The organism is Curvibacter lanceolatus ATCC 14669 (assembly GCF_000381265.1).
GTDB classification, from domain to species: Bacteria; Pseudomonadota; Gammaproteobacteria; order Burkholderiales; family Burkholderiaceae_C; genus Curvibacter; species Curvibacter lanceolatus.
The window spans coordinates 81,749-108,394 of the sequence record NZ_KB906255.1; the positions used below are offsets into that span (position 1 = coordinate 81,749).

Here is a 26,646-nt window from a genome sequence, read left to right on the forward strand (position 1 = left end):
GCGATTCTGTTCAGGCCCAGCGGGCCCCGCCATCGAGGTGCAGCACCGCCCCATTGAGCTGGCGGTTGCCCATGGCAAACAGCGCCGTCTGGGCAAAGTCTTCGGCCTGGCCCAGGCGCTTGAGCGGCTGCATCTCGGCCAGGCCCTGCAGGGCCTGGGCCTGCCCCCCCAGCGCGCGCTCCAGCAAGGGCGTGTGCATGGGGCCCGGGTTGATCACATTGATGCGCCGCGGCGCCAGCTCAGCCACCAGGGAGCGCGCCAGCGACTCCACCGCACTGGCCGCCGCCGCCACCATGGCCATGCCCGGCCGCGGGCGCTGGCTGACCATGCCCGAAGTGAGCACGACCGATCCCTCAGGCGCCAGGCGAGGGGCCACGGCACGCAGGGCATGCACCGCCCCCCAGAAGCGCGAGTCGAGGCTGGTGCGCAGGGCCGCCAGATCGCCATCGATCAGCCGCACAGGCAGGTTGTTGGCGGCGCAGACCACCAGGTGATCGACCCGGGGAAATGAGGCGAAGAAAGCCTGCACGGAGCCCTCGTCGGTCAGATCCACGCAAGCCCCGCTGGCCTTCGGCCCCAGCGGGGCCAGCGCGTCGGTCAGCCGCTGCGGATCACGCCCGCCCACATGCACCTGCGCTCCAGCCCGCAAGGCCCCTGCCGCCGTGGCCAGGCCCAGGCCGGAAGTGCCGCCCAAGACCAGCACCTGCTGGCCTTGCAAAAATGAATCGAACATGAAGCCCTCACAACGCGAAAGAGAGAAATAGAAAGCCCCCGTCAAGCCCTTGACCCGAATCAATCTCAGCCGCGGGGGACAAGCTCACGCAGTCTGCCGAGCAGCCGGAGGGGGCCTTGGATGCCCGGATCACGAGACGCCGAACGGCGCATCTCAAGGAGCCAATGCCATGGCGGCCGCCAGCACCTGGGTCCGATCAGCTCACTGTGCGCGACGGATGCGCCCTCAGGTAAGCGGCCATGGCCTGCAGCAACTCGGTGATGTCGCGCTGCACGGTGCCGAAGTCGGCGCTGCGCTCGCGGGTCTGCTCGTCCATGTAGATCGGGCGGCGGATCTCGATCTGCAGGCTGTGGCGGTTCAGGGCGGGCTGGCCGATGCGGGCGATCAGGGCCACGCCCTTGTAGGGGTCGTTGCGGGCCACGGTGTAGCCCTTGGCCCGCAGATGCGCTTCGACCAACGCGACGAAGGCGGGCTCGCAGGTGCTGCCGTCGCGGTCGCCCAGCACGAAGTCGGCCAGGGGGTGGGGGCTCTTGATCTGCAGCCGCTCGTAGGCGTTGTTGGGCATGGAGTGCAGATTCAGGTGCCAGACGGCGCCAAAGCGGGCCTGGGTCTGGGCCACCGCGTCAGACAGGGCCGCGTGATACGGCCGGTAGCAGCGCTCGATGCGGGCTTGCACCTCGGCCACCGACAGCGGGCGGTCGTACAGGGGCAGGCCCTTCACGCTGCGCCAGATCAGGCCCGAGCCCAGGCGGGTCTTCTCGCCCGGCGACAGAGGCGCGGGCCAGGGGCCGTCGAGCAGGGCCGGGTCGATGTCGTCCAGGCTGCGGTTCAGGTCCAGGTAGCTGCGCGGGAAGTGGGCTTCGAGCAAGGTGGCCCCCAGGGCGGGTGCCGCGCCCCAGAGCGCTTCGACGTGGGTGTCCTCCGCGGCACGCAGTTCGGACAGGGGCAGCACCGTCTGGAAATCAGCCGGGTAGGTGGTGCCGCTGTGGGGCGAATCGCACACCAGCGGCAACTGGGGGGCGCTGGGCTGGTGCAGGGTGAACAGGGCGGGGGTCTGCGGGCTCATTCGGCCTCCATTTTGGCCACCTTGGCCACTTCGAGGTAGCGGGCCACGGCCTGCTGGATCTGGGTCTGGAACTGCGCCGGGGTGGTGGGGATCAGGGTGGCGCCGGCCTCGTTCATCTTCTTGACGAAGTCGGGCTGCTTCATGGCCTGGTGGATGGCCTGGTTGAGCTTTTGCACGACCGAGGCTGGTGTGCCGGCAGGCGCGACCACGCCGAACCAGCCGCCGTTGCCCATCTGCGGAAAACCCAGCTCGGCATAGGTGGGCACATCGGGCAAGGCCGGCGAGCGCTTGTCGGACAGCAAGGCCAGCGCCCGCAAGCGCCCCGACTGGATGTGCGGCAGGGCGGAAGGCAGGTTGTCGGTGATGGCCTCGACCTGGCCGGCCACCGCGTCGTTCAGGGCCATGCCCGAGCCCTTGTAGGGCACGTGCAGCAACTCGATCCTGGCCAGGCTGGAGAAGTACTCGACATTGGCGTGCCCCAGCGAGCCGGTGCCGGGCGAGGCGAAGGTGATCTTGCCAGGCTCTTTTCGGGCCGCGGCGATGAAATCAGCCAGGCTCTTGTAGGGGGTGCGAACGTTCACGGCCAGCACACTGGGCACCGTGGCCACGTTGCTGATCGGGGCGAAGTCTTTCAGCGGGTCGTATTTCAGGCGGCTGCCGTAGGCCGCCACGTTGGAGCCATGGGTGCTCATGGTCGCCATGCCCAGGGTGTAGCCGTCGGGGCGGGCCTTGGCCACCTGCTCCATGCCCAGCGATCCACCGGCACCGGCGCGGTTGTCCACGATGATGGATTGACCCAGGGCCCGGCCCGCGAACTCGGCGATCAGGCGCGCCGCCAGGTCGGTGGAGCCGCTGGGGGCAAAGGGCACGATCAGGCGGATCGGCTTGTCAGGGTACTCGGCATGGGCCAGGGCGGGGGCCAGCGTGGCCGTGGCGGCCAGGCCCAGCACGATGAAGCGGCGGTTGATCGGTGCAACCTTGGCTGCAAGGAGGGAGGAGACGAAGGGTTTCATGGCATTCGTGCACAACTCGGCGTTGGATGGGAGGTGTTCAGTGTCCGGACAGACGCCCGGCGGCACCAACGACAATCCGGTCAACGGTCATGCGCAACCGTCATACCCGCCCCCTCCTCCGCCCCCTTGCCCACCATGCGACTGCACTCGCCCTCGATGTCAGAACTCCACGCCTTTGCCGCCGCCGTGCGGCTGGGCAGTTTCTCCAAGGCCGCGATCGAACTGTGCGTGACCCAAAGCGCGATCAGCCGGGCAGTGGCGCGGCTGGAGTTTCACTACGGCAAGCCGCTGCTGCTGCGCCGGGCCAACACCATCGCCCTGACCGCCGCAGGGCAGCAGTTGCTGGACGCGGTGCGCGAGCCGCTGGCCGCGATCGAGGCCGCCAGCGCCCGCTTGCGTGAGAGCCCTGCCGACCAGCCGCTGAACCTGTCGGTGGTGCCGACCCTGGCCAGCGTGTGGTTGATCCCGCGCCTGAAAGCCTTTCAGCAGCTGCACCCCGAGGTGCGCATCAACTTTGTGCCCTACCGCAAGGACGAGGACTTTTCGGGCGCCACGCCCGATGCCGCGGTGCTGACCGGCCTGGGCCCTGGGCAATGGCCGCACTGGGATTGCGATTACCTGATCGGGCGCGAGGTGGTGCCGATCTGCCACCCGGCCCGTCTGGCACAACGGCAGGCCGCGGGGGCCTGGCGCTCACCGGGCGAACTGGCCGATGAACCCCTGCTGTACCACACGACCGCCCCCGGCAACTGGGCGCAATGGCTGCAGGCCGCTGGGGCCCCGGAGCGAGCGCCGCGGCTCAGCACCGCCTTCGACCAGGTGTCCATGCTGATCCAGGCGGTGATTGCCGACATGGGGGTGGCCCTGGTGCAGCGCTGCCTGGTCAGCGCCGAACTGGCCTCAGGGGCCGTGGCGGTGCCGTTTGATCTGCCGATCACCTTGGCGCGGGGGTATTTTCTGTGTGCACCCTCCGGTCAACGCCGCAAGCCGGCGCTGACGGCGTTTCGACGCTGGTTGCTGCAGACGGCGCAGGCCGATGTGGCCGCCCTGAACGCGGCCCTCAGAGCGCGACCGGCGGACGCCTGACGCGTGCGGCCTCAGGCCGCTTCGCTGTAAGCCGCAAAACGGCCCGCCACCGGCAATGTGCGGGTGGCCAGGGGCTGCACCGCCTGGGCGATGGCGCCGATGTGGTCCGGCGTGGTGCCGCAGCAGCCGCCCACGATGTTGACCAGGCCTTCGGCAGCAAATTCGTGGATCAGGCGGCTGGTGACCTCGGGGGTCTCGTCAAAGCCGGTGTCGCTCATGGGGTTGGGCAGGCCGGCGTTGGGGTAGCAGCTGATGAAGGTGTCGGGGGCAACGCGGTTGAGCTCCTGGATGTAGGGGCGCATCAGCGTGGCGCCCAGGGCGCAGTTGAGGCCGATGGCCAGGGGCTGGGCATGGCGCACGCTGTGCCAGAAGGCGGTCACGGTCTGGCCCGACAGGATGCGGCCCGAGGCGTCGGTGACGGTGCCGCTGATGAGGATGGGCAGGCGCTGGCCGCTGGCCTCGAAATACTCGTCGATGGCGAACAGGGCGGCCTTGGCGTTCAAGGTGTCGAAGATGGTCTCGACCAGCAGCACGTCGGCGCCACCTTCGACCAGCGCCTCGGTCTGCTCGTAGTAGGCGGCGCGCAGCTCTTCGAAATTGACGTTGCGGGCGCCCGGGTCGTTCACGTCGGGGCTGATGCTGGCGGTCTTGGGCGTGGGGCCCAGGGCACCGGCTACGAAGCGTGGCTTGTCGGGCGTGCTGTACTTGTCGCAGGCGGCGCGGGCCAGGCGGGCCGACACGAGGTTCATCTCGCGCGCCAGCGGCGCCATGTCGTAGTCGGCCTGGGCGATGGTGGTGGCACCGAAGGTGTTGGTCTCGATCAGGTCGGCGCCAGCAGCCAGGTAGCTCTCGTGAATGCTGCTGATGACGTCAGGGCGGGTCAGGCTGAGCAGCTCGTTGTTGCCCTTGACGTCCTTGTGGAAAGCGCTGAAACGGTCCCCCTGGTGGCCCGCGCCGGTGTAGCCGGCGCCGCGGTACTGCTCTTCGCTGAGCTTGAAGCGCTGGATCATGGTGCCCATGGCGCCATCGAGGATGGCGATGCGACGGGACAGGATTTCGGGCAGCGCCTGGGCGCGCGTGTAGACAACGGGTTTCATCCCGCCATTGTAGAAACTCGCCCACTGCACGTTTCCGTGGGGCAGAACTACCCCCAAATGGGCTATCTATTTCGCTGTTACAAACGAGGACATTTTGCTAGACTGATCGGTTACTCGGTGCAGGTTTGTAGGCTTCAAACTCAGGTCTGCCCACGTCCCTGCAGACCAGCCTGCGGCCCGTCGGGCCCGGAGCTGCCTTCGACCCAAGGAATCGCATGGCCATCTGGCACAAGCAAGTCTGGAGCCCCATCGAAAGCGCGGTTGACAACGCCGACGTGGTTGCCTTGCATCGCCTGTGGCGGGGGCTGAGCCCTGCCCCGGGGCAACTGCCGGCCCTGTCCGACCTGGCCCTGGATGGGCCCTTGTCACCGTTTGCGGCCCGCATGACCGTGTACCGCCCCCTGCCGGACGGCGACTACCTGGGTCATTTCTGCGGTGACGAATTCCGCCACGACTCCCTGAGCGACCCGACCGGCCTGTGCCTGAGCCAGCAGGCGCCCGAGCTGGCCGACTTCCAGCGCAGCCATTTCGACGAGGTGGCTGCGCGCTGCCTGCCGCTGTACGTGGTGCATTTTGCGCACAGCAACCCCTGGGTGCTGACCTGGGAGCGCCTGGTGATGCCGGCGCGAGGCGACGACGGCCAGCCCTGGATCCTGGTCTTCAACCAGCCCATGGAGGCCCGCGCCAAGCTGCTGGAGACGGTGTTGAACTGCGCCAGCGAAGGCTTGCTGGCGCTGCGCCGTGTGCGCAGCGCCGAGCCTGACAGCACCCATTGGCTGGTGACGGTGGCCAACCTGCCGTTTGCGACCTTGGCGGGCCAGACCGACGAGCCGGCCCAGGGGCGCCTGGCCCATGAGGTGTTTCCGAACTGGGCCCGACTGGACCTGGACGCGGATTGCCTTGCCGTGGTGCAGACCCGCAACCCCCGCGAGCGTGAGCTGGAGCTGCCCCAGGACGGCACCAGCCGCTGGTTCAAGGTGCACATCGGCCCGCTGCTGGACGGCTGCATGGTGCGCCTGACCGACGTCACCGCGATCAAGGACAAGGAACAGGCGCTGCAGGACAACGCACGCCGCCTGCAGGCCGACAACGAGCAGTTGCGCCAACTGGCCTGGCGCGACGGCCTGACCGGCCTGCTGAACCGGCGCGCGCTCGATGTGATCCTGGACCGCGAAGTGGCACGCAGCCTGCGCCTGAGCGAGCCCCTGGCCCTGGTGATGTGCGACATCGATCACTTCAAGGCCTTCAACGACTTCTACGGTCACCTGATCGGCGACGACTGCCTGCGCGAAGTGGGGCAGGTGCTGAGCGGGGTGATCCAGCGCGCCACCGACATGGTGGCGCGGTATGGCGGTGAGGAATTCACCCTGGTGCTGCCCAACACCGTGCTCAATGGCGGGCTTGATCTGGTGCAGCGCATCCAGCAGGCCCTGCACGAACGCGGCCTGCCCGACGCCACCTCGCCCGAAGGCAAGCTGCTCACGCTGAGCTTTGGCGTGGCCGAGTTCGACCCGCGCCGCGATGCCAGCGCCCACGCCTTCCTGGAGCGGGCCGACAGCGCGCTGTACCGCGCCAAGCACCAGGGGCGCAACCGGGTGGGCCTGGCCTACCCGCAGGGCATCCAGGTGCTGGAAAGCCAACTCTCCCCTGCAGGCTGAAGCGCCCGCCGACACGGACGGGCCATCGGGCCTGAGATAATCCTGAGCCTCGGCACCAGGCAGCCCCTGATCGGCCACCGGGCGACACGCTGTCGTGCCGGCTCGCCCAGTCAGCCTGCGGCGCACGCGCGCCTGCGCCAGCCGACGCTGAATCGCTGTTGAATAGCCGCTTTGCCACCCACCCCACCCGAGTCCGCCTTGCCACACATTACCGAGTCCTCTGCCCAGTCCGTGTTGCGTGAGGTGTTCGGCTACGAGCAGTTTCGCGGCCCCCAGCAGGCCATCATCGACCACGTGGTGGCCGGGGGCGACGCCCTGGTGCTGATGCCCACGGGCGGCGGCAAATCGCTGTGCTACCAGGTGCCGGCCATCGTGCGCCAGCGCGCAGGCCTGGGCATCACCGTGGTGGTGTCGCCGCTGATTGCCCTGATGCACGACCAGGTCGGGGCCTTGCACGAGTCGGGGGTGGACGCAGCCTTCCTCAATTCGACGCTGTCGTACGACGAGGCCAGCGAGGTGGAGCGCCGGCTGTTGCGCGGCGAGATCACGCTGCTGTATGCGGCGCCCGAGCGGGTGACCACGCCGCGCTTTCTGTCCCAGCTCGACTCGCTGCACGAACGCGGCATGCTGAGCCTGTTTGCCATCGACGAGGCGCACTGCGTGAGCCAGTGGGGCCATGACTTCCGCCCCGAGTACCGGGCCTTGACCGTGCTGCACGAGCGCTATGCCGGCGTGCCGCGCATGGCCCTGACCGCCACCGCCGATGCGACCACACGCGCCGACATCGTGGAGCGCCTGCAACTGCAGGAGGCAGGCCAGTTCGTCAGCAGCTTTGACCGGCCCAACATCCGCTACACCATCGTCGAGAAGAAGGACGTGACGCAGCAGCTGCTGCGCTTCATCGAAAACGAGCACACCACCCCGCAGGGGCATGATGCGGGCGTGGTGTATTGCCAGTCGCGCAAGCGGGTCGAAGAACTGGCCCAGACCCTGTGCGAGAACGGGCTGAACGCCCTGCCCTACCACGCGGGCCTGGACGCCGGCGTGCGCCAGCACCACCAGGACCGCTTCCTGCGTGAAGACGGCATCATCATGTGCGCCACCATTGCCTTCGGCATGGGCATCGACAAGCCTGATGTGCGTTTTGTCGCCCACGTGGACATGCCCAAGAACATCGAGGGCTACTACCAGGAGACCGGTCGCGCCGGCCGCGATGGGGCCGCCGCCAACGCCTGGATGGCCTATGGCCTGCAGGACGTGGTGAACCAGCGCCGCATGATCGACGAGAGCCCGGCCAGCGAAGAGTTCAAGCAGGTGATGGTGGGCAAGCTCGATGCCTTGCTGGGCCTGGCCGAGGCCATCGACTGTCGGCGTGTGCGCCTGCTGAGCTACTTTGGCCAGCACAGCGAGGCCTGTGGCAACTGCGACAACTGCCTGACGCCGCCCGCCGTGTGGGATGGCACGGATGCCGCGCGCAAGCTGCTGTCCACCATCTACCGGGTGCAGCAGGCCAGCGGCATCAGCTTTGGTGCCGGCCACATCATGGACATCCTGCGCGGCAAGAAGACCGACAAGGTGACGCAGTACGGGCACGAGCAGATCAGCACCTTCGGCATCGGGGCCGAGTTCTCGGAGCAGCAACTGCGCGGCGTGCTGCGCCAGTTGATCGCCATCGGCGCGCTGGCCGTGGATGCCCAGGCCTTCAACACCCTGCAGCTCACCGACGCCGCGCGCGCCGTGCTGCGCGGCGAGGTACCGATCCAACTGCGCGAAAGCACGGCGGCAGCGCCACGCAGCCGACGCACGCGCAGCAGCACCGGCAGCGGCAGCCCGGCCAAGGCGGCGATCGCACTGGAAGGCGGCGCGCTGCGCCGCTTCGAAGCCCTCAAGGCCTGGCGCACCGAGGTAGCCCGCGAGCACAACCTGCCGGCCTACGTGATCTTCCACGATGCCACGCTGGCGGCCATCGCCGAGCGCTTTCCGGCCACGCCCGAAGACCTGCAAGGCATCAGCGGCATCGGCGCGCGCAAGCTGGAGGCCTATGGGGCCGAGGTGCTGCGCGTGTGCCAGCTCTGAAGCCCGGGTTCAGGCGTTGACCCGGAAGATGCGCACGGCGCGCTGCAGCGTGTCGGCGCGGCGCTCCAGGGTTTCGCTGGACACCGCCGAAGCGCTGGCCAGTTCGGCATTGCGGTGCGTCACATCGTCGATCAGCTGCATGGCCTGATCGATCTGCGTCACCCCGTGCAGCTGCTCGCGCGCGGCCGTCTCGATCGACTGCAGCATGCTGCTCACACGCTGCACCGAACCCACCACATCCTGGATGGTGCGGGCGGCCTCGTCGACCCGGTGGCCTCCGGTATCCACATCCGAAACCGAAGCATCGATCAGGCTGCGGATCTGGGTGGCCGCGTCCGTGCTGCGGCGGGCCAGGGCGCGCACCTCGGCCGCCACCACCGCAAAGCCGCGGCCCTGGTCACCGGCGTGGGCCGCCTCGACCGCGGCATTGAGGGCCAGCAGATTGGTCTGGAAGGCCAGTTGCTCCATCAGCTCGATGATGTCGGTGATGCGCTTGGACGAGCCGCGGATGCGCTCCATCGAGCTCGACACCTCGCCGGTGGCCTGGCTTCCGGCGTCGGCGTGCTGATGGGCATCGGCGCTGAGCTGGGACAACTCGCTCACGGTGGCCGACGTCTCGCTCAGCGAGGCGGTCATCTGGGTCACCGAAGCCACGGTCTCGGCCACGGCCTGGGCCTGCTGCTCGCTGCGGGCCGACAGATCCAGCGTGCCGTCGCGGATGGCGCGCGCCTCGGCCACCATTTCATCCACCTCGGCCCGCACATCGGTCACGATGGCGCGCATGTTCAGGTTCACCAGCCACAGCTGGCGCTTGATCTGGCCAATCGGGTTGGTCGGGTCGTAATCAAGCATGCCGTCGAGGTTGCAGGCGGCCAGGTTGCCGGCCACATCGGCGGCTTCGGCCAACGGTTTTGCCGTGCTGTGCACAAACCAGGTCTGAAACCCCGCCCAGGCCAAGGCCGCACAAAGGCCTTGCCAGAGCAGCACCGGCATGCCGAGGCCTGCGAGCCCCTCGGCCAGCGCCGAACCACCCCACACCGCCGCGGCCAGGGCCGCCCCTGTGGCCAGACCAGTGCGCTGGGACAAGGTCAGCCGGTATCGGCGCTTGGGCCAGTCGCGCCAGCCCACGCCACGGATGCCGCCGGCATGCAGGCGAAACGAGCGCCGCCCGCTGGCCTTTTCTTCGGCCATGTCGCGGTAGAGCTGCTCGGCCTGGCGAACCTGCTCGCGCGTGGGCTTGAGGCGCACCGACATGTAGCCTGCGGGTTTGCCGCCCTCCATCACGGGCGAGACGTTGGCCTGCACCCAGTAGAAGTCGCCGTTCTTGCAACGGTTCTTGACGATGCCCGACCATGGGCGGCCGCGCCCGATGGTGGACCACATGTCGGCATAGGCCTCGGGGGGCATGTCGGGGTGGCGCACCAGGTTGTGTGGCTGGCCCAGCAGTTCTTCATAGGAGAAGCCGCTCATTTGCACAAAGGCCCGGTTGCAGTGGGTGATGCGGCCCTGGGTGTCGGTGGTGGACACCAGGACCATGCCTTCGGCCATTTCGACTTCGGTCTGAGTGACCGGGAGATTCATTTTCATGGGGTATTCCGCCGCCGTGGGGGTCATGGCATGCTAGGTTCCGATTGGAACGCGGGACACCCCCGAAAGACTTGACGAAAGTCACAACCCCCTCAGCCAGTCTCATAAGTGACCCTTGATCACGCTAAGGATTCCAACATGCTTTCATTGCAAGACGTCGAGCAGGCTGCCGCACGCGTGGCCCCCCATGTGCTGGACACCCCCTTCGTCGAATCGCGCACGCTGTCACAACTGACCGGCGCCCAGATCTTCCTGAAGTTCGAGAACCTGCAGTTCACCGCCTCCTTCAAGGAACGCGGGGCCTGCAACAAGCTGGCCCAACTCAGCGAGGAGCAACGCCAGCGCGGCGTGATCGCGATGAGCGCGGGCAACCATGCCCAGGGCGTGGCCTACCACGCGCAGCGCCTGGGCCTGCGGGCCGTGATCGTGATGCCGCGTTTCACCCCGGGGGTGAAGGTGGAGCGCACACGCGGCTTCGGCGCCGAGGTGGTGCTGCACGGCGACACCCTGGACGAGGCCCGCCAGCATGCCCAGGCCCTGGCCGCAGCGCAGCAGCTGACCTTTGTGCACCCCTACGACGACGAGGCCATCATGGCCGGGCAAGGCACGGTGGCGCTCGAGATGCTGCGCGTGGTGCCTGACCTCGATGCGCTGGTGATCGCCGTGGGCGGCGGTGGCCTGATGGCCGGGGTGGCCACGGTGGCGCGCGCACTGCGACCGCAGATCGAACTGGTGGGCGTGCAGACCTCGCGCTTCCCGGCCATGGTGAATGCGCTGCAAGGTACCCACCACCCCCAGGGCAGCAGCACGATTGCCGAGGGCATCGCCGTGGGCTCGCCCGGGCTGCTGACCCGTGCCGTATTGGCCGAGCGCATCGACGATCTGGTGCTGGTTGACGAGGGCGACATCGAGCAGGCGCTGGTGATGCTGCTGGAAATCGAAAAGACCCTGGTCGAAGGCGCCGGTGCCGCCAGCCTGGCCGCCATCCTGAAGCAACCTGAACGCTACCGCGGCCGCAAGGTGGGCCTGGTGCTGTGCGGCGGCAACATCGATCCGCTGCTGCTGGCCGCCATCATCGAACGCGGCCTGGTGCGCTCGGGCCGACTGGCCCGCATCCGCGTGAGCGCGCGCGACGTGCCCGGCATGCTGGCGCGCATCACCACCATCGTGGCCGAACTGGGCGCCAACATCGAAGAGGTGCACCACCAGCGCGCCTTCACCAGCCTGGCGGCGCAGAACGTCGAAATCGAACTGGTGGTGCAGACCCGTGGACCCGACCACATCGACGCGCTGCTCGATCATCTGCACGAGGCCGGGCTGGAAGCCGTGCTGCAGGGTCATCACTGAGAAGACGCCAAAGCCCGGCCTGGGTAGAATGCACGGCACAACCCCACCCACGAGGAGACACATGTCCAACCACCACGCCGCAGCCTCCACCGACGCGCCTCAGGATCCGGTCGAAGCCGTCGTCCCCCTGATCCCCTTCGTGCTGCCCATCGTGGGTGGCCTGCTGATCTTTCTGCTGGCTTTCATTGCCGTGACCATGGCCTGAAGCCTTTCCCGGCACCCCAGCAAAAACCGCCCTCCGAGGCGGTTTTTTCATGCCCGCGCGACGTACCGGCCCCGCCAAATCAAACATAACCCCATGCAAGTTTTGCATGAACTTTCAAAGTAACTGCGAGACTTTCTGCGGCCGGCTTCATAAAATCGTCATCCCAGCCGACCCGCGGTGCCCGGAAGCCAGTCCGTTCACCCCGAGACCCGCCCGCCGACTGAGCAGTCAAGCCGTTTTCTCAAAAGGTTCCGTGGCGCCCAGGTGGCCAACCGGCAGATCAGGCTCCCGCGAATGCTCATCGCCCCGCGCGGACAGCCCATCAGGCCCATCGAGCCCTTTTGAAAAGACGACTTTTCAAACTAGGAGCCTCCGATGAACTCACCCGTGATGCAGGGCCTGACCCTCAACACCCCTTCGTACGTCAAAAACGCCAAGCTGATCGCCTGGGTGGCCGACATGGTGGCCCTGTGCAAGCCCGCCAACGTGGTGTGGTGTGACGGCAGCGACGAAGAGTACCAACGCCTGTGCCAGCAACTGGTCGACGCCGGCACCTTCAAGAAGCTCAACCCCGCCAAGCGCCCCAACAGCTTCCTGGCCTGCTCCGATCCGAGCGACGTGGCCCGCGTGGAAGACCGCACCTTCATCTGCTCCGAAAAGAAGGAAGACGCCGGCCCGACCAACAACTGGAAGGCACCGGCCGAAATGCGCGCCCTGCTGCAGCCGCTGTTTGACGGCAGCATGGCTGGCCGCACCATGTACGTGGTGCCCTTCAGCATGGGCCCGCTGGGCTCCAACATCGCCCACATCGGCGTCGAGCTGACCGACAGCGCCTACGTGGCCGTGAACCAGAAGCTGATGACCCGCATGGGCAAGGCCGTGTACGACGTGCTGGGTGTGGACGGCGAGTTCGTGCCCTGCCTGCACACCGTGGGTGCTCCCCTGGCTGCAGGCGAGACCGACAAGACCAGCTGGCCCTGCAACCCTACCGTCAAGTACATCGTCCACTACCCGGAAACCCGCGAGATCTGGTCCTACGGTTCGGGCTACGGCGGCAACGCGCTGCTGGGCAAGAAGTGCCTGGCCCTGCGCATCGCCTCCAACATGGGCCGCGAGCAAGGCTGGCTGGCCGAGCACATGCTGATCCTGGGCGTGACCAACCCGCAAGGCAAGAAGTACCACGTGGCAGCGGCCTTCCCCAGCGCCTGCGGCAAGACCAACTTCTCGATGCTGGTTCCCCCGGCCGCCTTCGACGGCTGGAAGGTCACCACCATCGGTGACGACATCGCCTGGATCAAGCCCCAGGCCGATGGCTCGCTGCGCGCCATCAACCCCGAAGCCGGTTACTTCGGCGTGGCCCCCGGCACCAACACGCTGACCAACCCCAACTGCATGGCCAGCCTGGACAAGGACGTGATCTTCACCAACGTGGCCCTGACCGACGACGGCGACGTGTGGTGGGAAGGCATGGAAAAGGACAGCGGCAGCACCCCGGCCCACCTGATCGACTGGCAAGGCAAGGACTGGACGCCCGCCATCGCCAAGGAAACCGGCGCCAAGGCCGCTCACCCGAACGCCCGCTTCACCGTGGCGGCCACCAACAACCCGGCCCTGGACAGCGCCTGGGACGATCCGGTTGGCGTGACGATCGACGCCTTCATCTTCGGCGGCCGCCGCTCGACCACCGTGCCCCTGGTGACCGAAGCCCGCAACTGGACCGAAGGCGTGTACATGGCCTCGACCATGGGCTCTGAAACCACCGCTGCGGCCTTCGGCCAGCAAGGCGTGGTGCGCCGCGACCCCTTCGCCATGCTGCCCTTCTGCGGCTACAACATGAGCGACTACTTCCAGCACTGGCTCAACATGGGCGACAAGATCACCGCCGCCGGTGGCAAGCAGCCCAAGATCTTCACCACCAACTGGTTCCGCAAGGGTGAAGACGGCAAGTTCGTGTGGCCCGGCTACGGCGAAAACATGCGCGTGCTGAAGTGGATGATCGACCGCATCGAAGGTCAGGCCAAGGGCTCCGACACCATGTTCGGCGTGGCCCCCACCTACGCTGAAATCAACTGGAACGGCCTGGACTTCTCCGAAGCCCAGTTCAACACCGTGACCAGCATCGACCGTGCGGCCTGGACCGACGAGCTCAAGCTGCACGCCACCCACTTCGAGCAGCTGGCCTACCACCTGCCCCAAGCCCTGGTGGACACCAAGGCCGAACTCGAAAAACGCCTGGCCGCCTGATTCAGGCCCACAGCGCACCGGCTCTGAGTGGGCCGGACACCGCCGCCGCCCCGCCAGGGCCGGCGGCTTTTTCTTGGGCGATCCAGCCCCGCCCGACCCGCAATCCGCCGGACAAGAAAAAAGCCGCGGCCCTTGCGGGACACGGCTTGAAGCCTGTTCTATCTCAGCGGGTCACCGGGCCCAGGCCCGGCTCGCTTCAGAAGTAGCCGCGCACGTCGCGGGCTGCATCCCGGCTCATGGCGCGGCTGATGTCGGCCATCACGCGGGCATCGGTCAGGGCCAGACTCCACAGCTTGCGGTCTTCAGCAGCTTCGTGGCGGGCACGCTTCCACGAGGCCAGGCCGGCACGCAGGCCCACCGAGGCGCGGCGGATCGGGGTGGCCAGCAGGGCCAGCGCGGCAAAGGCCACGGTCCACAGGCCGATCCAGGCGGCCAGCAGATGACCATCCGACCAAGTGTCGATCACCTGGTTGGCAGCCACCACCAGGGCGGCGACCACAGCGGCCAGCAGCAGCGTGGCGGTGCCGCGCGGGCCATCGAACTGGCGGGATGCATCACGCAGGGTTTCGGCGGCCTTTTCGGCACGGGCGACACCGGCGTGGTGGAAAGAATGAGGGGTGTGAACAAAGCTGGACATGGTGTTTTCCTTTCGCAATCGGGACAGTGGCCCGAGTCATGGAACGAATACTAGGGTTAACCCTAAACTTGTTCAAATTTATATTGCTGATGATGATCATTCACATCGATGATGTTTCCAGGAAACCCCATGCACCAGGGCCGATTCAGAAACCTTGACCTCAACCTGCTGCGCGTCTTTGATGAGGTGATGGCCGAGCGCAGCCTGACCCGCGCCGCCCACAAACTGTCCCTGACCCAGCCCGCCGTCAGCAACGCCCTGCGGCGCCTGCGCGACAGCCTGGGTGACGAGCTGGTGCGCCGCCAGGGGGCCGGTGTCGAGCCCACGCCGATGGCGCTGGCCCTGTGGCCCACGGTGCGCGAGGCGCTGCAGCGCCTGCAGTCGGCCCTGGTGCCCGAGACCTTCGACCCAGCCGAGGCCAACACCACGTTTGTGCTGACCATGGCCGACGCCACCGCCGCCTCACTGATCCCGGGCCTGGTGGACATCATCGAGGAGGAGGCGCCAGGGGTGTCGATCCGGGTCGTGCCCCTGTCCACCCGCGACCCGCGCCGCCTGCTGGACGAAGAATCGGTGGACATGGCCATCGGCTACTTCCCCGCCGTGCTGGCCGACCTCACCGCCCGCAGCCAGGCCGGCGAGGCCGTGGCCTATGCCAACCAGCGCCTGTACGACGGCGAATACGTGTGCGTGATGCGGCGCGATCACCCGCTGGCCAGCGGCCCGCTCACCCTCAACCGCTACTGTGCCGCGCGTCACCTGCTGGTCAGCTTTTCGGGCCGGCCCTATGGCTTCATCGACGAGGCCTTGACGGCCGTGGGGCGCGAGCGCCGCATCGTGCTCACGGTCAACCAGTTCTTCACGGCCGGGCGGGTGGTGGCCAACTCCAACCTGCTGACCGTGCTGCCGCGGCATTTCATCAACGTGACCGGCATTGCCGACCGACTGGTCTGGCGCGAACTGCCGCTGAAGGTGCCCACCGTGCACGTGGATGCGCTGTGGCACAAACGGCTGCGCAACGGCCCGGGGCACGACTGGCTGCGCCAGGCGATCGCGCGCGCGGCCCAGCGCAACCCCGGGGCCGCCTGAGGCTGTCGTGAACCTGCAGCGCCCGGCGAGGCATTGAATTTGCTTGGTACCCGCTTTCAGGAGACGCCATGACGGACACCCGTGCCCAGCCCAGCCCCCGCAAGAACCCGCACCCGATGAGCCGGCGCCGCTTTGCGGCCGCACTGGGCGCCAGCGCCTTGAGCCTGCCGGCCTGGGCCTCCTGGCCCGACAAGCCGATCCGCATCGTGGTGACGTTTCCGGCCGGCGGGGCCAGCGATATCGTGGCCCGTGTGGTGGCCGAGCAGTTGGCCCGCAAGCTGGGCCAGGCCGTGGTGGTGGACAACCGCCCTGGGGCGGGCGGCAGCGTGGGTGGGCAGGTGGTGCAGCAGGCCGCCCCCGATGGCTACACGCTGATGCTGTCGAACTCGACCCCGATCTCGATCGGGCCCTTTGCCCTGGACAAGCAGCCCTACGACCCGGTGCAGGGCTTCACCCACATCGCCATGATCGGCACCGCGCCCTGCGTGCTGATGGCCAACACGGCGGCCCCGATCCGCACCATCGCCGACCTGGAGTCGGTGGCGCGCAAGAGCGGGCGGCTGGATTTTGGCTCGGGTGGGCCGGCGTCAATCGGCCACATCTATGGCGAGTTGATGCGCAAGGCCATGGGCGTGAACCTGGTGCACGTGCCTTACCGCGGCGGCGCCCCGATGACGACCGACCTGATCTCGGGCGTGATCCCGATCGGCATCGACGTGTTGACGGCCTATGTGCCCTACTTCAAGAGCGGGCAGCTGGTGCCCATCGCCGTCACGTCAGCGAACCGCTCACCCCTGGTGCCCGAGGTGCCCAGCGTGGTCGAGTTCGGCTACCGCAAGCTGGTGCTGGACAACTTCTTCGGCCTGAGCGGGCCGGCCAATCTGCCGGCCGAGGTGGTGACGCGCCTCAACAGTGCCTGCAACGAGGTGCTGATGCTGCCCGAGGTGAAGCGCAAGATGCTGGAACTGGGCGTGACGGTGAGCCCTGGCAGCCCGGCTGCCTTTGCCGCCTATGTGAAAGACCAGGTCGGGGTGCTGGCCCCGGTCGTCAAGGCCGCAGGCGCACGCCTTTGACGGCGCTCAGCCGCCCAACAGACGTGCGACGATCAGCGCAGCACGCGCAGGTAGGCGTGGGCGGCCTCGCGCAGCTCATGGGCATGGCGCGGGTCGTGGCCGGCACGGGCGTCGGCGGATTCCAGCAGGTCGTTGGCAATGCCGGCGCTGCCACGGTCGGCACGGCGGGCGGGAACCAGGGGATCCACCCGGGTGGCCAGGGTCAGGCTGCGGGCAATCAGGGCAAGAAACGGAGACATGGAAGAGGCGCCTTGTGAGCGCGTGATGAACAGGTCTCAAGAGTAAGGGTTAACCCGTATTTTTAACAGCCCCAAGCCATGCCGCTTCGGCATGAGGCCTGAGCACGCCCTGCATGGGTGCACTGCCGCGACAATGCATGCACCATGAAAGTACAGCTGTTGTCCGATCTGCACCTGGAGGTGCACCCCCACTTCGCCCCCCTACCCCACCCCGAGGCCGACGTGCTGGTGCTGGCGGGCGACATCGGCTCCTACCAGAGCGGCAGCCTGCTCGGCGACACCGACTTCGGGCTGGCCCGGTTCTCACCGCGCAGCGCGGGCGGCTCTTGGCCAGTGCCGGTGATCTTCGTGCCCGGCAACCACGAATACGACATGCAGGACTTCGACCAGGCCCATGCCCGCCTGCGCGAATGCTGTGAGCGCCTGGGCCTGCACTGGCTGGAGCGCGAAAGCCTGGTGCTGCAAGGGGTGCGCTTTGTCGGCACCACCTTGTGGAGCGACTTTGACGCGCTGGCCCTGCAGGCCCAGGCCCCCACCACCCGGGCCCTGCAGATGCGCGACAAGGCCTTCCGGGCGGCCAATTTCTACCTGCGCAAGACCGGCGGCACGCGGCGAGGCGAGCCCTGGCTGGCCGAGGGGGTGCGCGAACAGGCGCTGCTTTGCCAGCAGTGGTTGCGCGACACCCTGCACACGCCGCATGACGGCCCCACGGTGGTGGTCACGCATTTCGCCCCCAGCCTGTTGAGTGCCGATCCGCGCTACGGGCTCACCCCGGGCACGGCCGGCTTCTGCAACGCCCTGGACGATCTGCTGCCGCACGCCAGCCTGTGGTTGCATGGCCACCTGCATGCCCCCAGCGATTACGTCAGCCAGGGTTGCCGGGTGGTGGCCAATCCGCTGGGGTATGCGCGCAAGAACGAGCAGCTGCACTTTCAACAGCAGCACTGCGTGGAGGTGCCCTGGTCGGCGGATTCGAAATAGGCTTGATATCGATCAATTCCGCCTGTTCATCGGGAGCTATGCTGAAAGCACCAACAAGGAGCACATCACATGAAGATTCTTCTCGCCGTCGACGGCAGCGCCTACACCAAGAAGATGCTGGCCTACTTGAGCACCCACGAAGCCCTGATCTCAGGTTCGGTGGAGTACACCGCCCTCACCGTGCAGGCCGCCCTGCCGCCGCGCGCCCGCGCGGCCCTGGGCAAGCCGATCGTCGATGAGTACTACGCCGACGAAGCCGCCAAGGTGCTGACACCGGTGAGCAAGTTCCTGGCTCGCCACGGCATCGTTCCCCAGCAGATCAGCAAGGTGGGCCTGGCTGGCGAAGTCATTGCCAAGGTGGCCGAAACAGGCAAGTTCGACTTGGTGGTGATGGGCTCGCATGGCCACAGCTCGCTGGGCAACCTGGTGATGGGCTCGGTCTCGACCCAGGTGCTGGCGCACTGCAAGGTGCCGGTTCTGCTGGTGCGTTGAGTCGCCTTGTGGCGGGCCCGTGAGGCCTGCCATCGTGGCCCGGAGCTCAGGCCGTGCGGATCTCGGGCGGCGAGGCCAGGCCTTCAAAGCAGGTGCGCAGCACCAGATCGACGATCTGGGCGTTGCTGTACTGCGAGCCCTGGCGCAAAAAGCTGACCACCGGGTCGCAGGCACGGGCGTACAGGGTGTAGAGCACCACCAGGGGAGGCAAGGTGGGGTTGATCAGACTCTGGGCCTGCGCTTCGGTGATCCAGGCACCCAGTTGGTCGCTGAGGGTGATCAGCCCGTTCATGTACTCGGCATTGCCCATCAGCACCTGGCGCAGCGTGGAGTTGCGGCTGGGCAGCGAGGGCATTTCATCGGCCAGTTGCAGCGACATGGCCCAACCCACCACCGACTTGAGCTTGTCGACCGGCGAGATCTCCGGCGGCACGATCTGCAGAAAGTCCTGCGCCCGCTTGATCACATGCACCATGGCGGCGGCGGCCAACTGCTCTTTGCCAGGGAAGTGCTTGTACAGACTGGCCTTGGCAATGCCCACCGCGGCGGCGACTTCGTCGACCGTCATGGCGTCATAACCCTTCTCGCCGAGCAGGCGAATGACGGTCTGCACAATGGCCTCTTCGCGCACCTGGTGCATCTGGGCCTTGAAGGAAACGCGGGCGGGGGTGGTGGTATTCACGGTTCGATTTTAAACAAAGCGGGCTGAATCACGACTGGACGGCCCAAAAAGCCTGTGTTGACGGCAGGTACAAACACGGTCGCAGGCCTCAACGACCGCACCCCTGCGTCACACCAAGGCCTGTGCAGCGGCGGAGGTGAGCGCTGCGCTGAGGGCGTCCAGCACCTCGGATTCCAGGTTCCAGCAATGCCAGTAAAGCTGGATGCTCAGGCTGTGCGCCGGCACCAGATTGACCAGACGCCCCTGCGCCAGCGGCTCACGCGCCAGCAGCTCGGGCACCACACTGGCCCCCCAGCCCGCCAGCACAGCCCGCAACTGGCCCTCGGAGCTGGGTACGAAGAGCTGGCTCAGCGTGACGCGCTTGAGCCCGAAGCACTGGCTCACGAACTCGGCCTGCATGTCGTCCTTGCGGTTGAAGGCGACGAAGGGAATGTCGCGGAAATTGTGGGGCGACAAGCCCTCGGGCAGGCGCTGCCGCGCCAGCTCAGGCGCCGCCACGGCCACATAGCGCATGGCCCCCAGGGGCACCACCTTGCAGCCGCGCAGCGCCTGTTTGAGGGTGGTGACGCAGCCCAGCACCTGGCCCGATCGCAGCCACTCGTCGGTGAAATCCTGGTCATCGGTGATGATTTCCAGCGGCAGGCCCTGGCACACCAGGCTGTCCAGGGCCGGCAAGGCCCAGCTGGCAATGCTGTCGGCATTGATGGCGATCGAGATGCATTCGTCTTCACGGGCGCGCTTGCTGCCGCCCGGGGTGAGCTCGCGCAGGTCGCGGTCCAGGTCGACGCGCAGCAGGCGCATCTGCTTGGTGTGCTTGAGCAGCAATTGCCCGGCGGGCGTGGCCTTGAGGGGGCGGCTGCGCACGATCAGCACGGTGCCGGCCTGGGCCTCCAGGGCACGCAGGCGCTGCGACACGGCCGATTGGGTGATGCTCAGGCGCTGGGCGGCGCGCTCGAAACCACCCTCTTCGACGATGGCCGCCAGGCATTCGAGGGCGTGGGGATCAAAGGTGTTCATGGGACTGGGGCGAGGGGATGTCAGCACAGGGTTGAATATTAGCAAGACTGATGAAACTGCCAAGAGTTTAATTTTGCTTTTCAAGCGCCTACCGCCTGTCGCACACTGCGACGCATGAAAATCATCGTCCTCGGCGCCGGCATCATCGGCATCAGCACCGCTTGGCATTTGCGAGAGCGGGGTCACGAAGTCACGGTCATCGAGCGCCAGCCTGCGGCGTCGCTGGAGACCACATTCGCCAACGCGGGCCAGATCTCGGTCAGCTACTGCGAACCCTGGGCCAACGCCGAGGCACCGCTTAAGGTGCTGAAGTGGATGACCAAGCCCGATGCCCCGCTGCTGTTCCGTCCGCAGTGGCCGGTGGGCGAGGGCCTGCAGCAGTGGCTGTGGGGTCTGCGCTTCCTGGGCCAGTGCAACGATGCGGCCTTCGAGCGCAACGTGAGCCAGTTGGTGGCCCTGGGCGCCTACAGCCACGCCGCGCTGAAGGACATCGTGAACGCCACCGGCATTGAATACCACCGCCTGGAGCGGGGCATCGCGCACTACTACACCGACGCCGCCTCGTTCGACACCGCAGGCGCGGCCGCCGAGCTGATGCGCCGCCACGGCGTGTCGCGCCGCGTGGTCAGCCGCGACGAACTGCTCAAGATCGAACCCGCCTTCAAGCCTTTTGCCCACCGCATCGTCGGCGGCACCTTCACCGACACCGACGAGAGCGGTGACGCCCGCCTGTTCACCCAGGGGCTGGCCCGCCTGTGCGAGCAGCGCGGCGTGGAGTTCCTGTACGGCCATGCCGTGCAACAGCTGGACGTGTCGAACAACCGGGCCCGCTCCGTGCGCGTGGCCCCGGTGGACGAACAGTCCCGCACCAGCGGCCCCGTGAGTGATCTGAAGGCGGACGCCATCGTGGTGGCCACCGGCTCGTACACGGCACCGATGCTGCGCCAGGTCGGTGTGCGCCTGCCCATCTACCCGGGCAAGGGCTACAGCGCCACCTTCAAGATCCTCAAGCCCGAGGCGGCCCCCTGGGTGTCGGCCATCGACGACGAACTCAAGGTGGCCATGAGCCGGCTGGGCGACGAACTGCGCGTGGCCGGCACCATCGAGGTGGGCGGCTATGACCTGGACTTGAACGGTCCGATCGCCCGAGCCCGCTGCGAAATGCTGGCCCGCCGCATCGAAACCGTGATGCCCGGCGTGTGCGATACCCGCCTGGAACACGAGGGCGGCCAGCCCAACTTCTGGTGCGGCCTGCGCCCCGCCACGCCGACCAACATCCCCTTCATCGGCCAGACCCGGATCCCGGGCCTGTGGGTCAATGCGGGCCACGGCACCCTGGGCTGGACCCATGGCGCCGGCTCGGGCAAGGCCCTGGCCGAGCTGATCAACGGCGAGGTGCCCCGCATCGCGGACCGCTTCGGCTTTCTGGGTTCGGCCGCGCCACGCGCGCCCAAGCCGGCCCTGGCCTGAGGCGATTCGATCGGGATCAGACAGGGGCAGGGCCCGGTGACGTTCTATCATCCGGGCCCATGAGCACCACCCCACGCCACACCCTGTTCCTCACCACCTCCAGCCGCGAGCCCGGTCACCCGGGCAACAGCGAATGGCTGGCCCGGCAGGCTGCCGCGGCCCTACCGGCCGGCAGCACCCAGACCTGGCTGGCCCTGGCCCACATGAACCTGCCGCCCTTTGTGGACCTGCGCCACACCGTGGGCCAGTACCCGGCCCCCGAGGGCGACCTGAAAACCCTGCTCGACGCCACCCTGGCCGCCACCGACATCGTGTTCGTGAGCCCGGTGTACTGGTTCAGCATTCCGGCCCCACTGAAAACCTACCTGGACCACTGGAGCGGCTGGCTGCGCGTGCCGGGCCTGGGCTTCAAGGAGCAGATGGCCGGCAAGACCCTGCGCGTGATCAGCACCAGCGGCGACCGCGCCAAGGCCCAGCCCATGTTCGACTCGCTGCGCCTGTGTGCGCAGTTCCTGGCCATGAACTGGGGCGGCGAGTTGTGGGGCAAGGGTGGCGCACCTGGCGCCGTGCAGGCCGACACAGAGGCCGTGGCCCAGGCAGCCACCTTTCTTCTCTGAGGCGGCCTCAGGCCCAGGCCAGGGCCATGGCGACCCGCCCCAGCCATTCGCGCAAGGCAGTCTGACTGGCCTGCAGGGCGTCGGCACTGGGCAAGTACCAGACCAGTGCGCGGGGCGGCCGGCTGCGAAACCCGGTGGGTGCCGGCAGCACCGTGAAGCCCTGCGCCTCGAACAAGGCCACGGCGCGCGGCAGATGCCAGGCCTGGCTGACCAGGGCCACACGCTGCACACCCGCGGCGCGCAGCAGTGGAGCCGACAGGGCGGCATTGCCGGCCGTGTCCAGCGAGGCTGACTCCACCCAGCGCACCGGCACGTCAAACTGCTGCTCCAGAACTCTTTGCATCACCTCCCCTTCGGGGCGGCCCCCTTCCGGCGCACCGCCCGTCACCAGCACGGGCAATTGGCTGCGCCGCTGCAGCGTGGCGGCGTATTGCAGGCGCTGCAAGGTGGGACGGGCCACGCTGTCCTCACCGCCGTACTCCGGGGCATCGGGGTAGATGCCGCCGCCCAGGACCACAATCGCCTGGGCTTGCGCCAGCGCCTGCGCCGACAGGGGCGGATGGCGCTCCAGACTGCCCAGCAGCGCATCGGCCACCGGCGGCCACGACAGCGCCCCCAGGACCAGCAGCGCCAGCCCGGCCACCCAACGCCCCAGGCGTGGCCGACGCCGCCCCAGCACCAGCCCCAGGGCGGCCAGCAAGACCAGACTGAAAGGCGGCATCAACAGGGCCGTGAGCAATTTCTTGAAGAACAACAGCAGCATGGGGGTCCAATGAAAGCGTTCCGGGCCCGGCAGGGGCGCCCGACAAAGGGTATTGTTCCGGGTTTTCATGTCGGCTTGCTGCGGCCCAGGACCCATGTTTGCTTCTCCGATCTTCTCCAGCCCCGAATCCCTCGCACTCTGGCTGGCCCCACAACTGCTCACACTCTGGGCCCTGCTGCTGCTCACCCTGACCGGTGCCCTGGGCCTGCTGATGCGCCAACCGGCCCAGACCGATGTACCGACCACCGCAGCGGGGTCGCCCTGGCGGCGCCTGGTCTGGGCGCTGCCGGCCCTGGCGCTTTTTGGCGGGCTGGCCAGCCAGATCGGCCCGGGCCAGCCCCTCAGCCGCTTTGACCGCGCCCTGTCCCAGGCCCTGGGCCAGCAGATGGACCTGGGCACGCTGCAGGCCTTTGCCCTGCCCACCTGGCTGGGCAACCCGGCCCCGGTGACCGTGCTGACCATCGGGGTGACCCTTTTCCTGCTGTGGCGGCGCGAACGATTGCAGGCCGGCATCTGGCTGCTGGGAGTGCTGGGCAACACCTTGTTGAACTGGAGCCTGAAGCAGGGCTTTGCACGGGTACGCCCATCGCACCTGCATGGCGTGGTGGTGGAGACGGGCTACAGCTTTCCCAGCGGCCATGCGTCAGGCGTGCTGGTCACCTACGGCCTGCTGGCCTGGCTGCTGTTGCAACACAGCCCCAGGCGCTGGCACCTGCTGGTGCTGCTGGCCTGCGGGGCCCTGGTGCTGACGGCGCCGGTCAGCCGGGTGCTGCTGCAGGTGCACTACGCCAGCGATGTGCTGGCCGGCCTGGCCAGCGGCTCGGTGTGGCTGCTGCTGTGCCTGAGCCTGGCAGAGGGGCTGCGCCAGCGACAGGCCCTGGGCCGCTGAACCTTCGGATCAAGGCGCGCGCGCAGGCTGGGCCGCGCTGGCCGTCTTGGCGGGCAGGTGTTCCCCCATCCAGCGGTGCAGGTCCAGCCACATCTGGCGGGTCTCGGCCAGCAGGGGCGCCCGCTGTGCATTGGGCAGCTCGATGGTGACCACCGGCACGCCCTTGTGCATGCCCCCGTAATAGCCCAGGGAGCCCGGGAACACGCCCACCGGGTCGAGCATCAGCCGGCCCAGTCGGCGCGGCGGATCGGTGGGGCCATCAAAATCAAGCACGCCGTAGGGTGCGTGGATGCTGACGATCAGGTCGGGCGTGAACGCCGTCATCTGATCGTGCACAAAACGGCTCTCGGGTTCGGACAGCGGCTTGTTGCCGGGCCAGCGGCGCGGGTCCTTGCGGGTGCGCTGGGCCCAGTAACGCGGGGCCTCCTGCGCCCAGCCCGGAGTGGGAAAATTGCGGTTCAGGTCGACGCCATGGGCATTCACGCGCCGGGCCGGCTGCGCCATCACCCCGTCGGGGTTGAGCATGGGCACGAAGCGCCACAGGGCGTCGGCCCCGTTGTCCTGGGCCAGGCCCATCCACTGCAAGGCCACCGTGCTGGCAGACAGTTCGTCGCCATGGATGGCCCCGAGCACCAGCACCTTGACCGGCGCGTTGCGGGCCCCGACGTCGCCCATCCAGAGCTCACGCGCCTGCACCGAGCGGGTACCCGAAGGCTGCAGCTTGAGCGCCGAGCACTGCGCCGCGCTGAGGCCCGGCAATCGGGGCACCCACTGCTTGCAAGGCTCGGCCAGGTGGGCGGCCGGCGAGGCCTTGGGCGCTGCGGGATGGCTGGGCTGAGAGGCCTGAGGCTTGGGGTGGGCCGCAGCATGGGCCGCATGAGCCACCGCCTGCGGGGCCGCCTGGGCCAGGGTGAGCAGACCGGGCCCAGCGCACAGCAGCAGGGCGGCACACCAACGCGCAGCAGCAGCCATGCGCGCCCCTGGACGGGGTCCGCGCATCCCTTGACGTGCAACGCCAGCGTGGCGCACCTCGAACATCCGATCAGGTCAGTGCAACAGGCGGGGCAAGGCCAGAAAGCCGAGCAAGGCGGTGTCGAAGTCTTCGGGGGCCTCGAGTTGCGGCATGTGGCCGGCCCCGCGCAGCACGGCCAGGGTGCAGCTGCGGCCGATGCGGTCTGCCATCTGCTTCATCAAATCCGGTGGCGCCACCCGATCGAACTCGCCCGCCACCAGCAGGGTGGGCACGTGGATGCGCTCCAGATCCGCCTGGCGGTTGAAATACGCGGCTTCGGCATTGATGCGGCGGTAAGCCGAGGGGTTGATCTGGGCCATGGCATGGCTGGCCAGCAACACGCCTTCGGGCAAGGCACCCGGCCCGACCAACCGGGGCAGGTTGAATTCGGCCCATTGGCTCAGGCCGTGGCCGGCTTCGAGTTCAGGCAGGGGCTCGCCCTCGGTGGCGCCGGAGGCGTCGAAGCCCCGGGCCAGCGTGGCACACAGGATCAGGCGGTTGACCAGTTCGGGGCGGCGCGCCACCACCTCCTGGGCCACCATGCCGCCCACGCCCTGGCCCACCAGCACCACGCTGCCCGCCTTGAGGGCCTCGATCAGGTCGATGCAGCTCTGGGCCAGGCCTTTGAAGGAACAGGGATCGATGGGAGCGCTGCGGCCATAGCCCGGCATGTCCCAGGCCACGGCACGGTAGCCGGCCGCGGCCAGGCTTTCCACCTGCGGCGCGAAGGTGAGGTGCCCGCCCAGCACATCGTGCAGCATCAGAACGGTCGGGCCGGCGCCCAGGGTGGTGAAGGCGGGGAGAGCGTTCATGATGGATCAGGCAGGACGGGGGTAGGGCGCGAAACACAGAAGCCTGAGCCCCCTGCCAGCACGGTCATCGGACCAGGCTGCGGCAGGCGACAGGCCAACGGCCCATAATAGCCCATCCCCACCCCATTGATCGCCTGTGACTGCCCTCACATCTGCCCCAGCGCAAGCCCGTGCGCCCAGTTTCTCCACCCGCGAGTTCCGCAACTCGCTGGGCATGTTCGCCACCGGCGTGACCATCGTGACCGCACGCGCCGCCGACGGGGTGCTGGTGGGCCTGACGGCGAACTCGTTCAACTCGGTTTCGCTGGACCCGCCGCTGGTGCTGTGGAGTCTGGCGCGGGCGGCCGCGTCGATGGGGGTGTTTGCCACCGGGTCGCACTATGCGATCAATGTGCTGGCCGCCGACCAGAAGGACCTGGCCGAGCGCTTTGCCTCGAAGACGGTCGACCGCTGGGCGGGTGTGGCGTTCACGCAAGGCGTGGGCGGTGCCCCGCTGCTGGTCGGGGCGGCCGCCACCTTCGAGTGCTTCAACCGCAGCCGCTACGAAGAGGGCGACCACGTGATCTTTGTGGGCGAGGTTGAGCAGTGCGCGCACCGCGAAGGCGCGTCACCGCTGCTCTACCACGGCGGGAAGTTCTATACAGAACACCCCCTTTGAATGGGGCCCCCACGGTCGCGCACTGCGTGTCGCTCCCTGCCCCCCAGGGGGGTCGCAGCCTGCCTTGGGGCGGCCCGGCGGCAGGCTGGTGGCCCCCACGGTC

The 26,646-nt window shown here is 67.8% G+C and carries 26 protein-coding genes; 14 read left to right on the top strand and 12 right to left on the bottom strand.

The genetic code is table 11. The annotated features are described in order from the left end of the window. Window positions 1–10 precede the first annotated feature (10 nt). The 3 genes from F624_RS0107315 to F624_RS0107325 all read right to left on the bottom strand — a co-directional run bounded on the left by F624_RS0107315 (window position 11) and on the right by F624_RS0107325 (window position 2,812). Window positions 11–733 carry an SDR family oxidoreductase gene (locus tag F624_RS0107315; RefSeq protein ID WP_019573629.1) on the bottom strand — a complete coding sequence of 241 codons (723 nt, stop codon included), beginning with the start codon at window positions 731–733 and terminating at the stop codon, window positions 11–13. A 196-nt stretch (window positions 734–929) separates the two neighbouring features. Further along, window positions 930–1,799 (bottom strand): N-formylglutamate amidohydrolase, encoded by an 870-nt coding sequence (locus F624_RS0107320; RefSeq protein ID WP_019573630.1) that lies wholly within the window; start codon window positions 1,797–1,799, stop codon window positions 930–932. Continuing rightward, window positions 1,796–2,812: a Bug family tripartite tricarboxylate transporter substrate binding protein gene (locus tag F624_RS0107325; protein ID WP_019573631.1), complete on the bottom strand. Its 1,017-nt coding sequence runs from the start codon at window positions 2,810–2,812 to the stop codon at window positions 1,796–1,798. The genes F624_RS0107320 and F624_RS0107325 overlap by 4 nt, the downstream gene beginning before the upstream one ends. Before the next feature lie 156 nt (window positions 2,813–2,968). Here F624_RS0107325 and F624_RS0107330 point away from each other — a divergent pair, with 156 nt between their 5' ends. Beyond that, the gene (locus tag F624_RS0107330) at window positions 2,969–3,898 is read left to right on the top strand and encodes a LysR substrate-binding domain-containing protein (RefSeq protein WP_019573632.1); all 930 of its coding nucleotides are present in this window, start codon (window positions 2,969–2,971) and stop codon (window positions 3,896–3,898) included. 11 nt (window positions 3,899–3,909) lie between these two features. Here F624_RS0107330 and F624_RS0107335 read toward each other — a convergent pair whose 3' ends face one another. After that, complete coding sequence (locus F624_RS0107335; protein WP_019573633.1) at window positions 3,910–4,995, bottom strand: homocysteine S-methyltransferase family protein; 1,086 nt, start codon at window positions 4,993–4,995, stop codon at window positions 3,910–3,912. A gap of 215 nt (window positions 4,996–5,210) precedes the next feature. Here F624_RS0107335 and F624_RS33310 point away from each other — a divergent pair, with 215 nt between their 5' ends. Both F624_RS33310 and recQ read left to right on the top strand, forming a co-directional pair. After that, entirely contained in the window at window positions 5,211–6,653 is a 1,443-nt protein-coding gene (locus F624_RS33310; RefSeq protein WP_019573634.1) for a GGDEF domain-containing protein, read from the top strand. Window positions 6,654–6,851: 198 nt separating this feature from the next. Beyond that, window positions 6,852–8,729, top strand: coding sequence for a DNA helicase RecQ (gene recQ, locus F624_RS0107345; protein ID WP_245573581.1), 1,878 nt, complete (start codon window positions 6,852–6,854; stop codon window positions 8,727–8,729). A 9-nt stretch (window positions 8,730–8,738) separates the two neighbouring features. Here the strand turns inward: recQ and F624_RS0107350 are convergent, their stop codons facing one another. After that, entirely contained in the window at window positions 8,739–10,316 is a 1,578-nt protein-coding gene (locus F624_RS0107350; RefSeq protein ID WP_031254432.1) for a methyl-accepting chemotaxis protein, read from the bottom strand. Window positions 10,317–10,424: 108 nt separating this feature from the next. On the opposite strand from F624_RS0107350, the gene F624_RS0107355 reads away from it, so the two are divergent. The 3 genes from F624_RS0107355 (at window position 10,425) to F624_RS0107365 (ending at window position 14,112) form a co-directional block, all read left to right on the top strand. Continuing rightward, window positions 10,425–11,663, top strand: a complete 1,239-nt coding sequence (locus F624_RS0107355; RefSeq protein WP_273421137.1) for a threonine ammonia-lyase — start codon at window positions 10,425–10,427, stop codon at window positions 11,661–11,663. Window positions 11,664–11,724: 61 nt separating this feature from the next. After that, on the top strand, window positions 11,725–11,868 hold the full coding sequence (locus tag F624_RS35335) for a hypothetical protein (RefSeq protein ID WP_019573638.1): 144 nt from the start codon (window positions 11,725–11,727) through the stop codon (window positions 11,866–11,868). Window positions 11,869–12,243: 375 nt separating this feature from the next. Beyond that, the gene (locus tag F624_RS0107365) at window positions 12,244–14,112 is read left to right on the top strand and encodes a phosphoenolpyruvate carboxykinase (GTP) (protein WP_019573639.1); all 1,869 of its coding nucleotides are present in this window, start codon (window positions 12,244–12,246) and stop codon (window positions 14,110–14,112) included. 196 nt (window positions 14,113–14,308) lie between these two features. Here the strand turns inward: F624_RS0107365 and F624_RS0107370 are convergent, their stop codons facing one another. Next, window positions 14,309–14,749, bottom strand: coding sequence for a hypothetical protein (locus F624_RS0107370; RefSeq protein WP_019573640.1), 441 nt, complete (start codon window positions 14,747–14,749; stop codon window positions 14,309–14,311). A gap of 129 nt (window positions 14,750–14,878) precedes the next feature. Here F624_RS0107370 and F624_RS0107375 point away from each other — a divergent pair, with 129 nt between their 5' ends. Then, window positions 14,879–15,838 carry a LysR family transcriptional regulator gene (locus F624_RS0107375; RefSeq protein ID WP_019573641.1) on the top strand — a complete coding sequence of 320 codons (960 nt, stop codon included), beginning with the start codon at window positions 14,879–14,881 and terminating at the stop codon, window positions 15,836–15,838. A 68-nt stretch (window positions 15,839–15,906) separates the two neighbouring features. After that, window positions 15,907–16,911 (top strand): tripartite tricarboxylate transporter substrate-binding protein, encoded by a 1,005-nt coding sequence (locus tag F624_RS0107380; protein ID WP_019573642.1) that lies wholly within the window; start codon window positions 15,907–15,909, stop codon window positions 16,909–16,911. A 32-nt stretch (window positions 16,912–16,943) separates the two neighbouring features. On the opposite strand, the gene F624_RS0107385 is transcribed toward F624_RS0107380, so the two are convergent. Beyond that, on the bottom strand, window positions 16,944–17,150 hold the full coding sequence (locus F624_RS0107385; RefSeq protein WP_019573643.1) for a hypothetical protein: 207 nt from the start codon (window positions 17,148–17,150) through the stop codon (window positions 16,944–16,946). Window positions 17,151–17,294: 144 nt separating this feature from the next. On the opposite strand from F624_RS0107385, the gene F624_RS0107390 reads away from it, so the two are divergent. Together F624_RS0107390 and F624_RS0107395 are read left to right on the top strand one after the other, a co-directional pair. Continuing rightward, window positions 17,295–18,131: a metallophosphoesterase gene (locus F624_RS0107390; RefSeq protein ID WP_031254438.1), complete on the top strand. Its 837-nt coding sequence runs from the start codon at window positions 17,295–17,297 to the stop codon at window positions 18,129–18,131. A 69-nt stretch (window positions 18,132–18,200) separates the two neighbouring features. Beyond that, window positions 18,201–18,623, top strand: coding sequence for a universal stress protein (locus F624_RS0107395; RefSeq protein ID WP_019573645.1), 423 nt, complete (start codon window positions 18,201–18,203; stop codon window positions 18,621–18,623). A 46-nt stretch (window positions 18,624–18,669) separates the two neighbouring features. On the opposite strand, the gene F624_RS0107400 is transcribed toward F624_RS0107395, so the two are convergent. Together F624_RS0107400 and F624_RS0107405 are read right to left on the bottom strand one after the other, a co-directional pair. Further along, a complete protein-coding gene (locus F624_RS0107400) occupies window positions 18,670–19,305 on the bottom strand; it encodes a TetR/AcrR family transcriptional regulator (RefSeq protein WP_019573646.1) in 636 nt (211 codons plus the stop codon). A 108-nt stretch (window positions 19,306–19,413) separates the two neighbouring features. Then, a complete protein-coding gene (locus F624_RS0107405; protein ID WP_019573647.1) occupies window positions 19,414–20,322 on the bottom strand; it encodes a LysR family transcriptional regulator ArgP in 909 nt (302 codons plus the stop codon). Window positions 20,323–20,436: 114 nt separating this feature from the next. Between F624_RS0107405 and F624_RS0107410 the strand changes: the two genes are divergently transcribed. Together F624_RS0107410 and F624_RS0107415 are read left to right on the top strand one after the other, a co-directional pair. Next, a complete protein-coding gene (locus F624_RS0107410) occupies window positions 20,437–21,792 on the top strand; it encodes a D-amino acid dehydrogenase (RefSeq protein ID WP_019573648.1) in 1,356 nt (451 codons plus the stop codon). A 59-nt stretch (window positions 21,793–21,851) separates the two neighbouring features. Then, window positions 21,852–22,409 (top strand): flavodoxin family protein, encoded by a 558-nt coding sequence (locus tag F624_RS0107415; protein ID WP_019573649.1) that lies wholly within the window; start codon window positions 21,852–21,854, stop codon window positions 22,407–22,409. Between the two features lie 7 nt (window positions 22,410–22,416). Here F624_RS0107415 and F624_RS0107420 read toward each other — a convergent pair whose 3' ends face one another. Further along, the gene (locus tag F624_RS0107420; protein ID WP_019573650.1) at window positions 22,417–23,172 is read right to left on the bottom strand and encodes a YdcF family protein; all 756 of its coding nucleotides are present in this window, start codon (window positions 23,170–23,172) and stop codon (window positions 22,417–22,419) included. Between the two features lie 94 nt (window positions 23,173–23,266). Between F624_RS0107420 and F624_RS0107425 the strand changes: the two genes are divergently transcribed. Beyond that, window positions 23,267–24,061: a phosphatase PAP2 family protein gene (locus F624_RS0107425; RefSeq protein ID WP_019573651.1), complete on the top strand. Its 795-nt coding sequence runs from the start codon at window positions 23,267–23,269 to the stop codon at window positions 24,059–24,061. Window positions 24,062–24,070: 9 nt separating this feature from the next. On the opposite strand, the gene F624_RS32310 is transcribed toward F624_RS0107425, so the two are convergent. Both F624_RS32310 and F624_RS0107435 read right to left on the bottom strand, forming a co-directional pair. Then, a complete protein-coding gene (locus F624_RS32310) occupies window positions 24,071–25,033 on the bottom strand; it encodes a M14 family zinc carboxypeptidase (RefSeq protein WP_019573652.1) in 963 nt (320 codons plus the stop codon). Window positions 25,034–25,108: 75 nt separating this feature from the next. Further along, on the bottom strand, window positions 25,109–25,885 hold the full coding sequence (locus tag F624_RS0107435; protein ID WP_019573653.1) for an alpha/beta fold hydrolase: 777 nt from the start codon (window positions 25,883–25,885) through the stop codon (window positions 25,109–25,111). 214 nt (window positions 25,886–26,099) lie between these two features. Between F624_RS0107435 and F624_RS0107440 the strand changes: the two genes are divergently transcribed. Further along, window positions 26,100–26,543, top strand: a complete 444-nt coding sequence (locus F624_RS0107440) for a flavin reductase family protein (RefSeq protein WP_019573654.1) — start codon at window positions 26,100–26,102, stop codon at window positions 26,541–26,543. The last annotated feature ends 103 nt before the right edge of the window (window positions 26,544–26,646 follow it).

What these genes read in the sequence shown, in the direction of transcription:
- F624_RS0107315 (WP_019573629.1), bottom strand. Translation starts at nt 733, where the DNA reads ATGTTCGATTCATTTTTGCAAGGCCAGCAGGTGCTGGTCTTGGGCGGC.
- F624_RS0107375 (WP_019573641.1), top strand. Translation starts at nt 14,879, where the DNA reads ATGCACCAGGGCCGATTCAGAAACCTTGACCTCAACCTGCTGCGCGTC.
- F624_RS0107330 (WP_019573632.1), top strand. Translation starts at nt 2,969, where the DNA reads ATGTCAGAACTCCACGCCTTTGCCGCCGCCGTGCGGCTGGGCAGTTTC.
- F624_RS0107410 (WP_019573648.1), top strand. Translation starts at nt 20,437, where the DNA reads ATGAAAATCATCGTCCTCGGCGCCGGCATCATCGGCATCAGCACCGCT.
- F624_RS0107435 (WP_019573653.1), bottom strand. Translation starts at nt 25,885, where the DNA reads ATGAACGCTCTCCCCGCCTTCACCACCCTGGGCGCCGGCCCGACCGTT.
- F624_RS33310 (WP_019573634.1), top strand. Translation starts at nt 5,211, where the DNA reads ATGGCCATCTGGCACAAGCAAGTCTGGAGCCCCATCGAAAGCGCGGTT.
- F624_RS0107415 (WP_019573649.1), top strand. Translation starts at nt 21,852, where the DNA reads ATGAGCACCACCCCACGCCACACCCTGTTCCTCACCACCTCCAGCCGC.
- F624_RS0107335 (WP_019573633.1), bottom strand. Translation starts at nt 4,995, where the DNA reads ATGAAACCCGTTGTCTACACGCGCGCCCAGGCGCTGCCCGAAATCCTG.
- F624_RS0107395 (WP_019573645.1), top strand. Translation starts at nt 18,201, where the DNA reads ATGAAGATTCTTCTCGCCGTCGACGGCAGCGCCTACACCAAGAAGATG.
- F624_RS0107365 (WP_019573639.1), top strand. Translation starts at nt 12,244, where the DNA reads ATGAACTCACCCGTGATGCAGGGCCTGACCCTCAACACCCCTTCGTAC.
- F624_RS0107385 (WP_019573643.1), bottom strand. Translation starts at nt 17,150, where the DNA reads ATGTCTCCGTTTCTTGCCCTGATTGCCCGCAGCCTGACCCTGGCCACC.
- F624_RS0107325 (WP_019573631.1), bottom strand. Translation starts at nt 2,812, where the DNA reads ATGAAACCCTTCGTCTCCTCCCTCCTTGCAGCCAAGGTTGCACCGATC.
- F624_RS0107390 (WP_031254438.1), top strand. Translation starts at nt 17,295, where the DNA reads ATGAAAGTACAGCTGTTGTCCGATCTGCACCTGGAGGTGCACCCCCAC.
- F624_RS32310 (WP_019573652.1), bottom strand. Translation starts at nt 25,033, where the DNA reads ATGGCTGCTGCTGCGCGTTGGTGTGCCGCCCTGCTGCTGTGCGCTGGG.
- F624_RS35335 (WP_019573638.1), top strand. Translation starts at nt 11,725, where the DNA reads ATGTCCAACCACCACGCCGCAGCCTCCACCGACGCGCCTCAGGATCCG.
- F624_RS0107420 (WP_019573650.1), bottom strand. Translation starts at nt 23,172, where the DNA reads ATGCTGCTGTTGTTCTTCAAGAAATTGCTCACGGCCCTGTTGATGCCG.
- F624_RS0107425 (WP_019573651.1), top strand. Translation starts at nt 23,267, where the DNA reads ATGTTTGCTTCTCCGATCTTCTCCAGCCCCGAATCCCTCGCACTCTGG.
- F624_RS0107320 (WP_019573630.1), bottom strand. Translation starts at nt 1,799, where the DNA reads ATGAGCCCGCAGACCCCCGCCCTGTTCACCCTGCACCAGCCCAGCGCC.
- F624_RS0107350 (WP_031254432.1), bottom strand. Translation starts at nt 10,316, where the DNA reads ATGAAAATGAATCTCCCGGTCACTCAGACCGAAGTCGAAATGGCCGAA.
- F624_RS0107405 (WP_019573647.1), bottom strand. Translation starts at nt 20,322, where the DNA reads ATGAACACCTTTGATCCCCACGCCCTCGAATGCCTGGCGGCCATCGTC.
- F624_RS0107370 (WP_019573640.1), bottom strand. Translation starts at nt 14,749, where the DNA reads ATGTCCAGCTTTGTTCACACCCCTCATTCTTTCCACCACGCCGGTGTC.
- F624_RS0107440 (WP_019573654.1), top strand. Translation starts at nt 26,100, where the DNA reads ATGTTCGCCACCGGCGTGACCATCGTGACCGCACGCGCCGCCGACGGG.
- F624_RS0107380 (WP_019573642.1), top strand. Translation starts at nt 15,907, where the DNA reads ATGACGGACACCCGTGCCCAGCCCAGCCCCCGCAAGAACCCGCACCCG.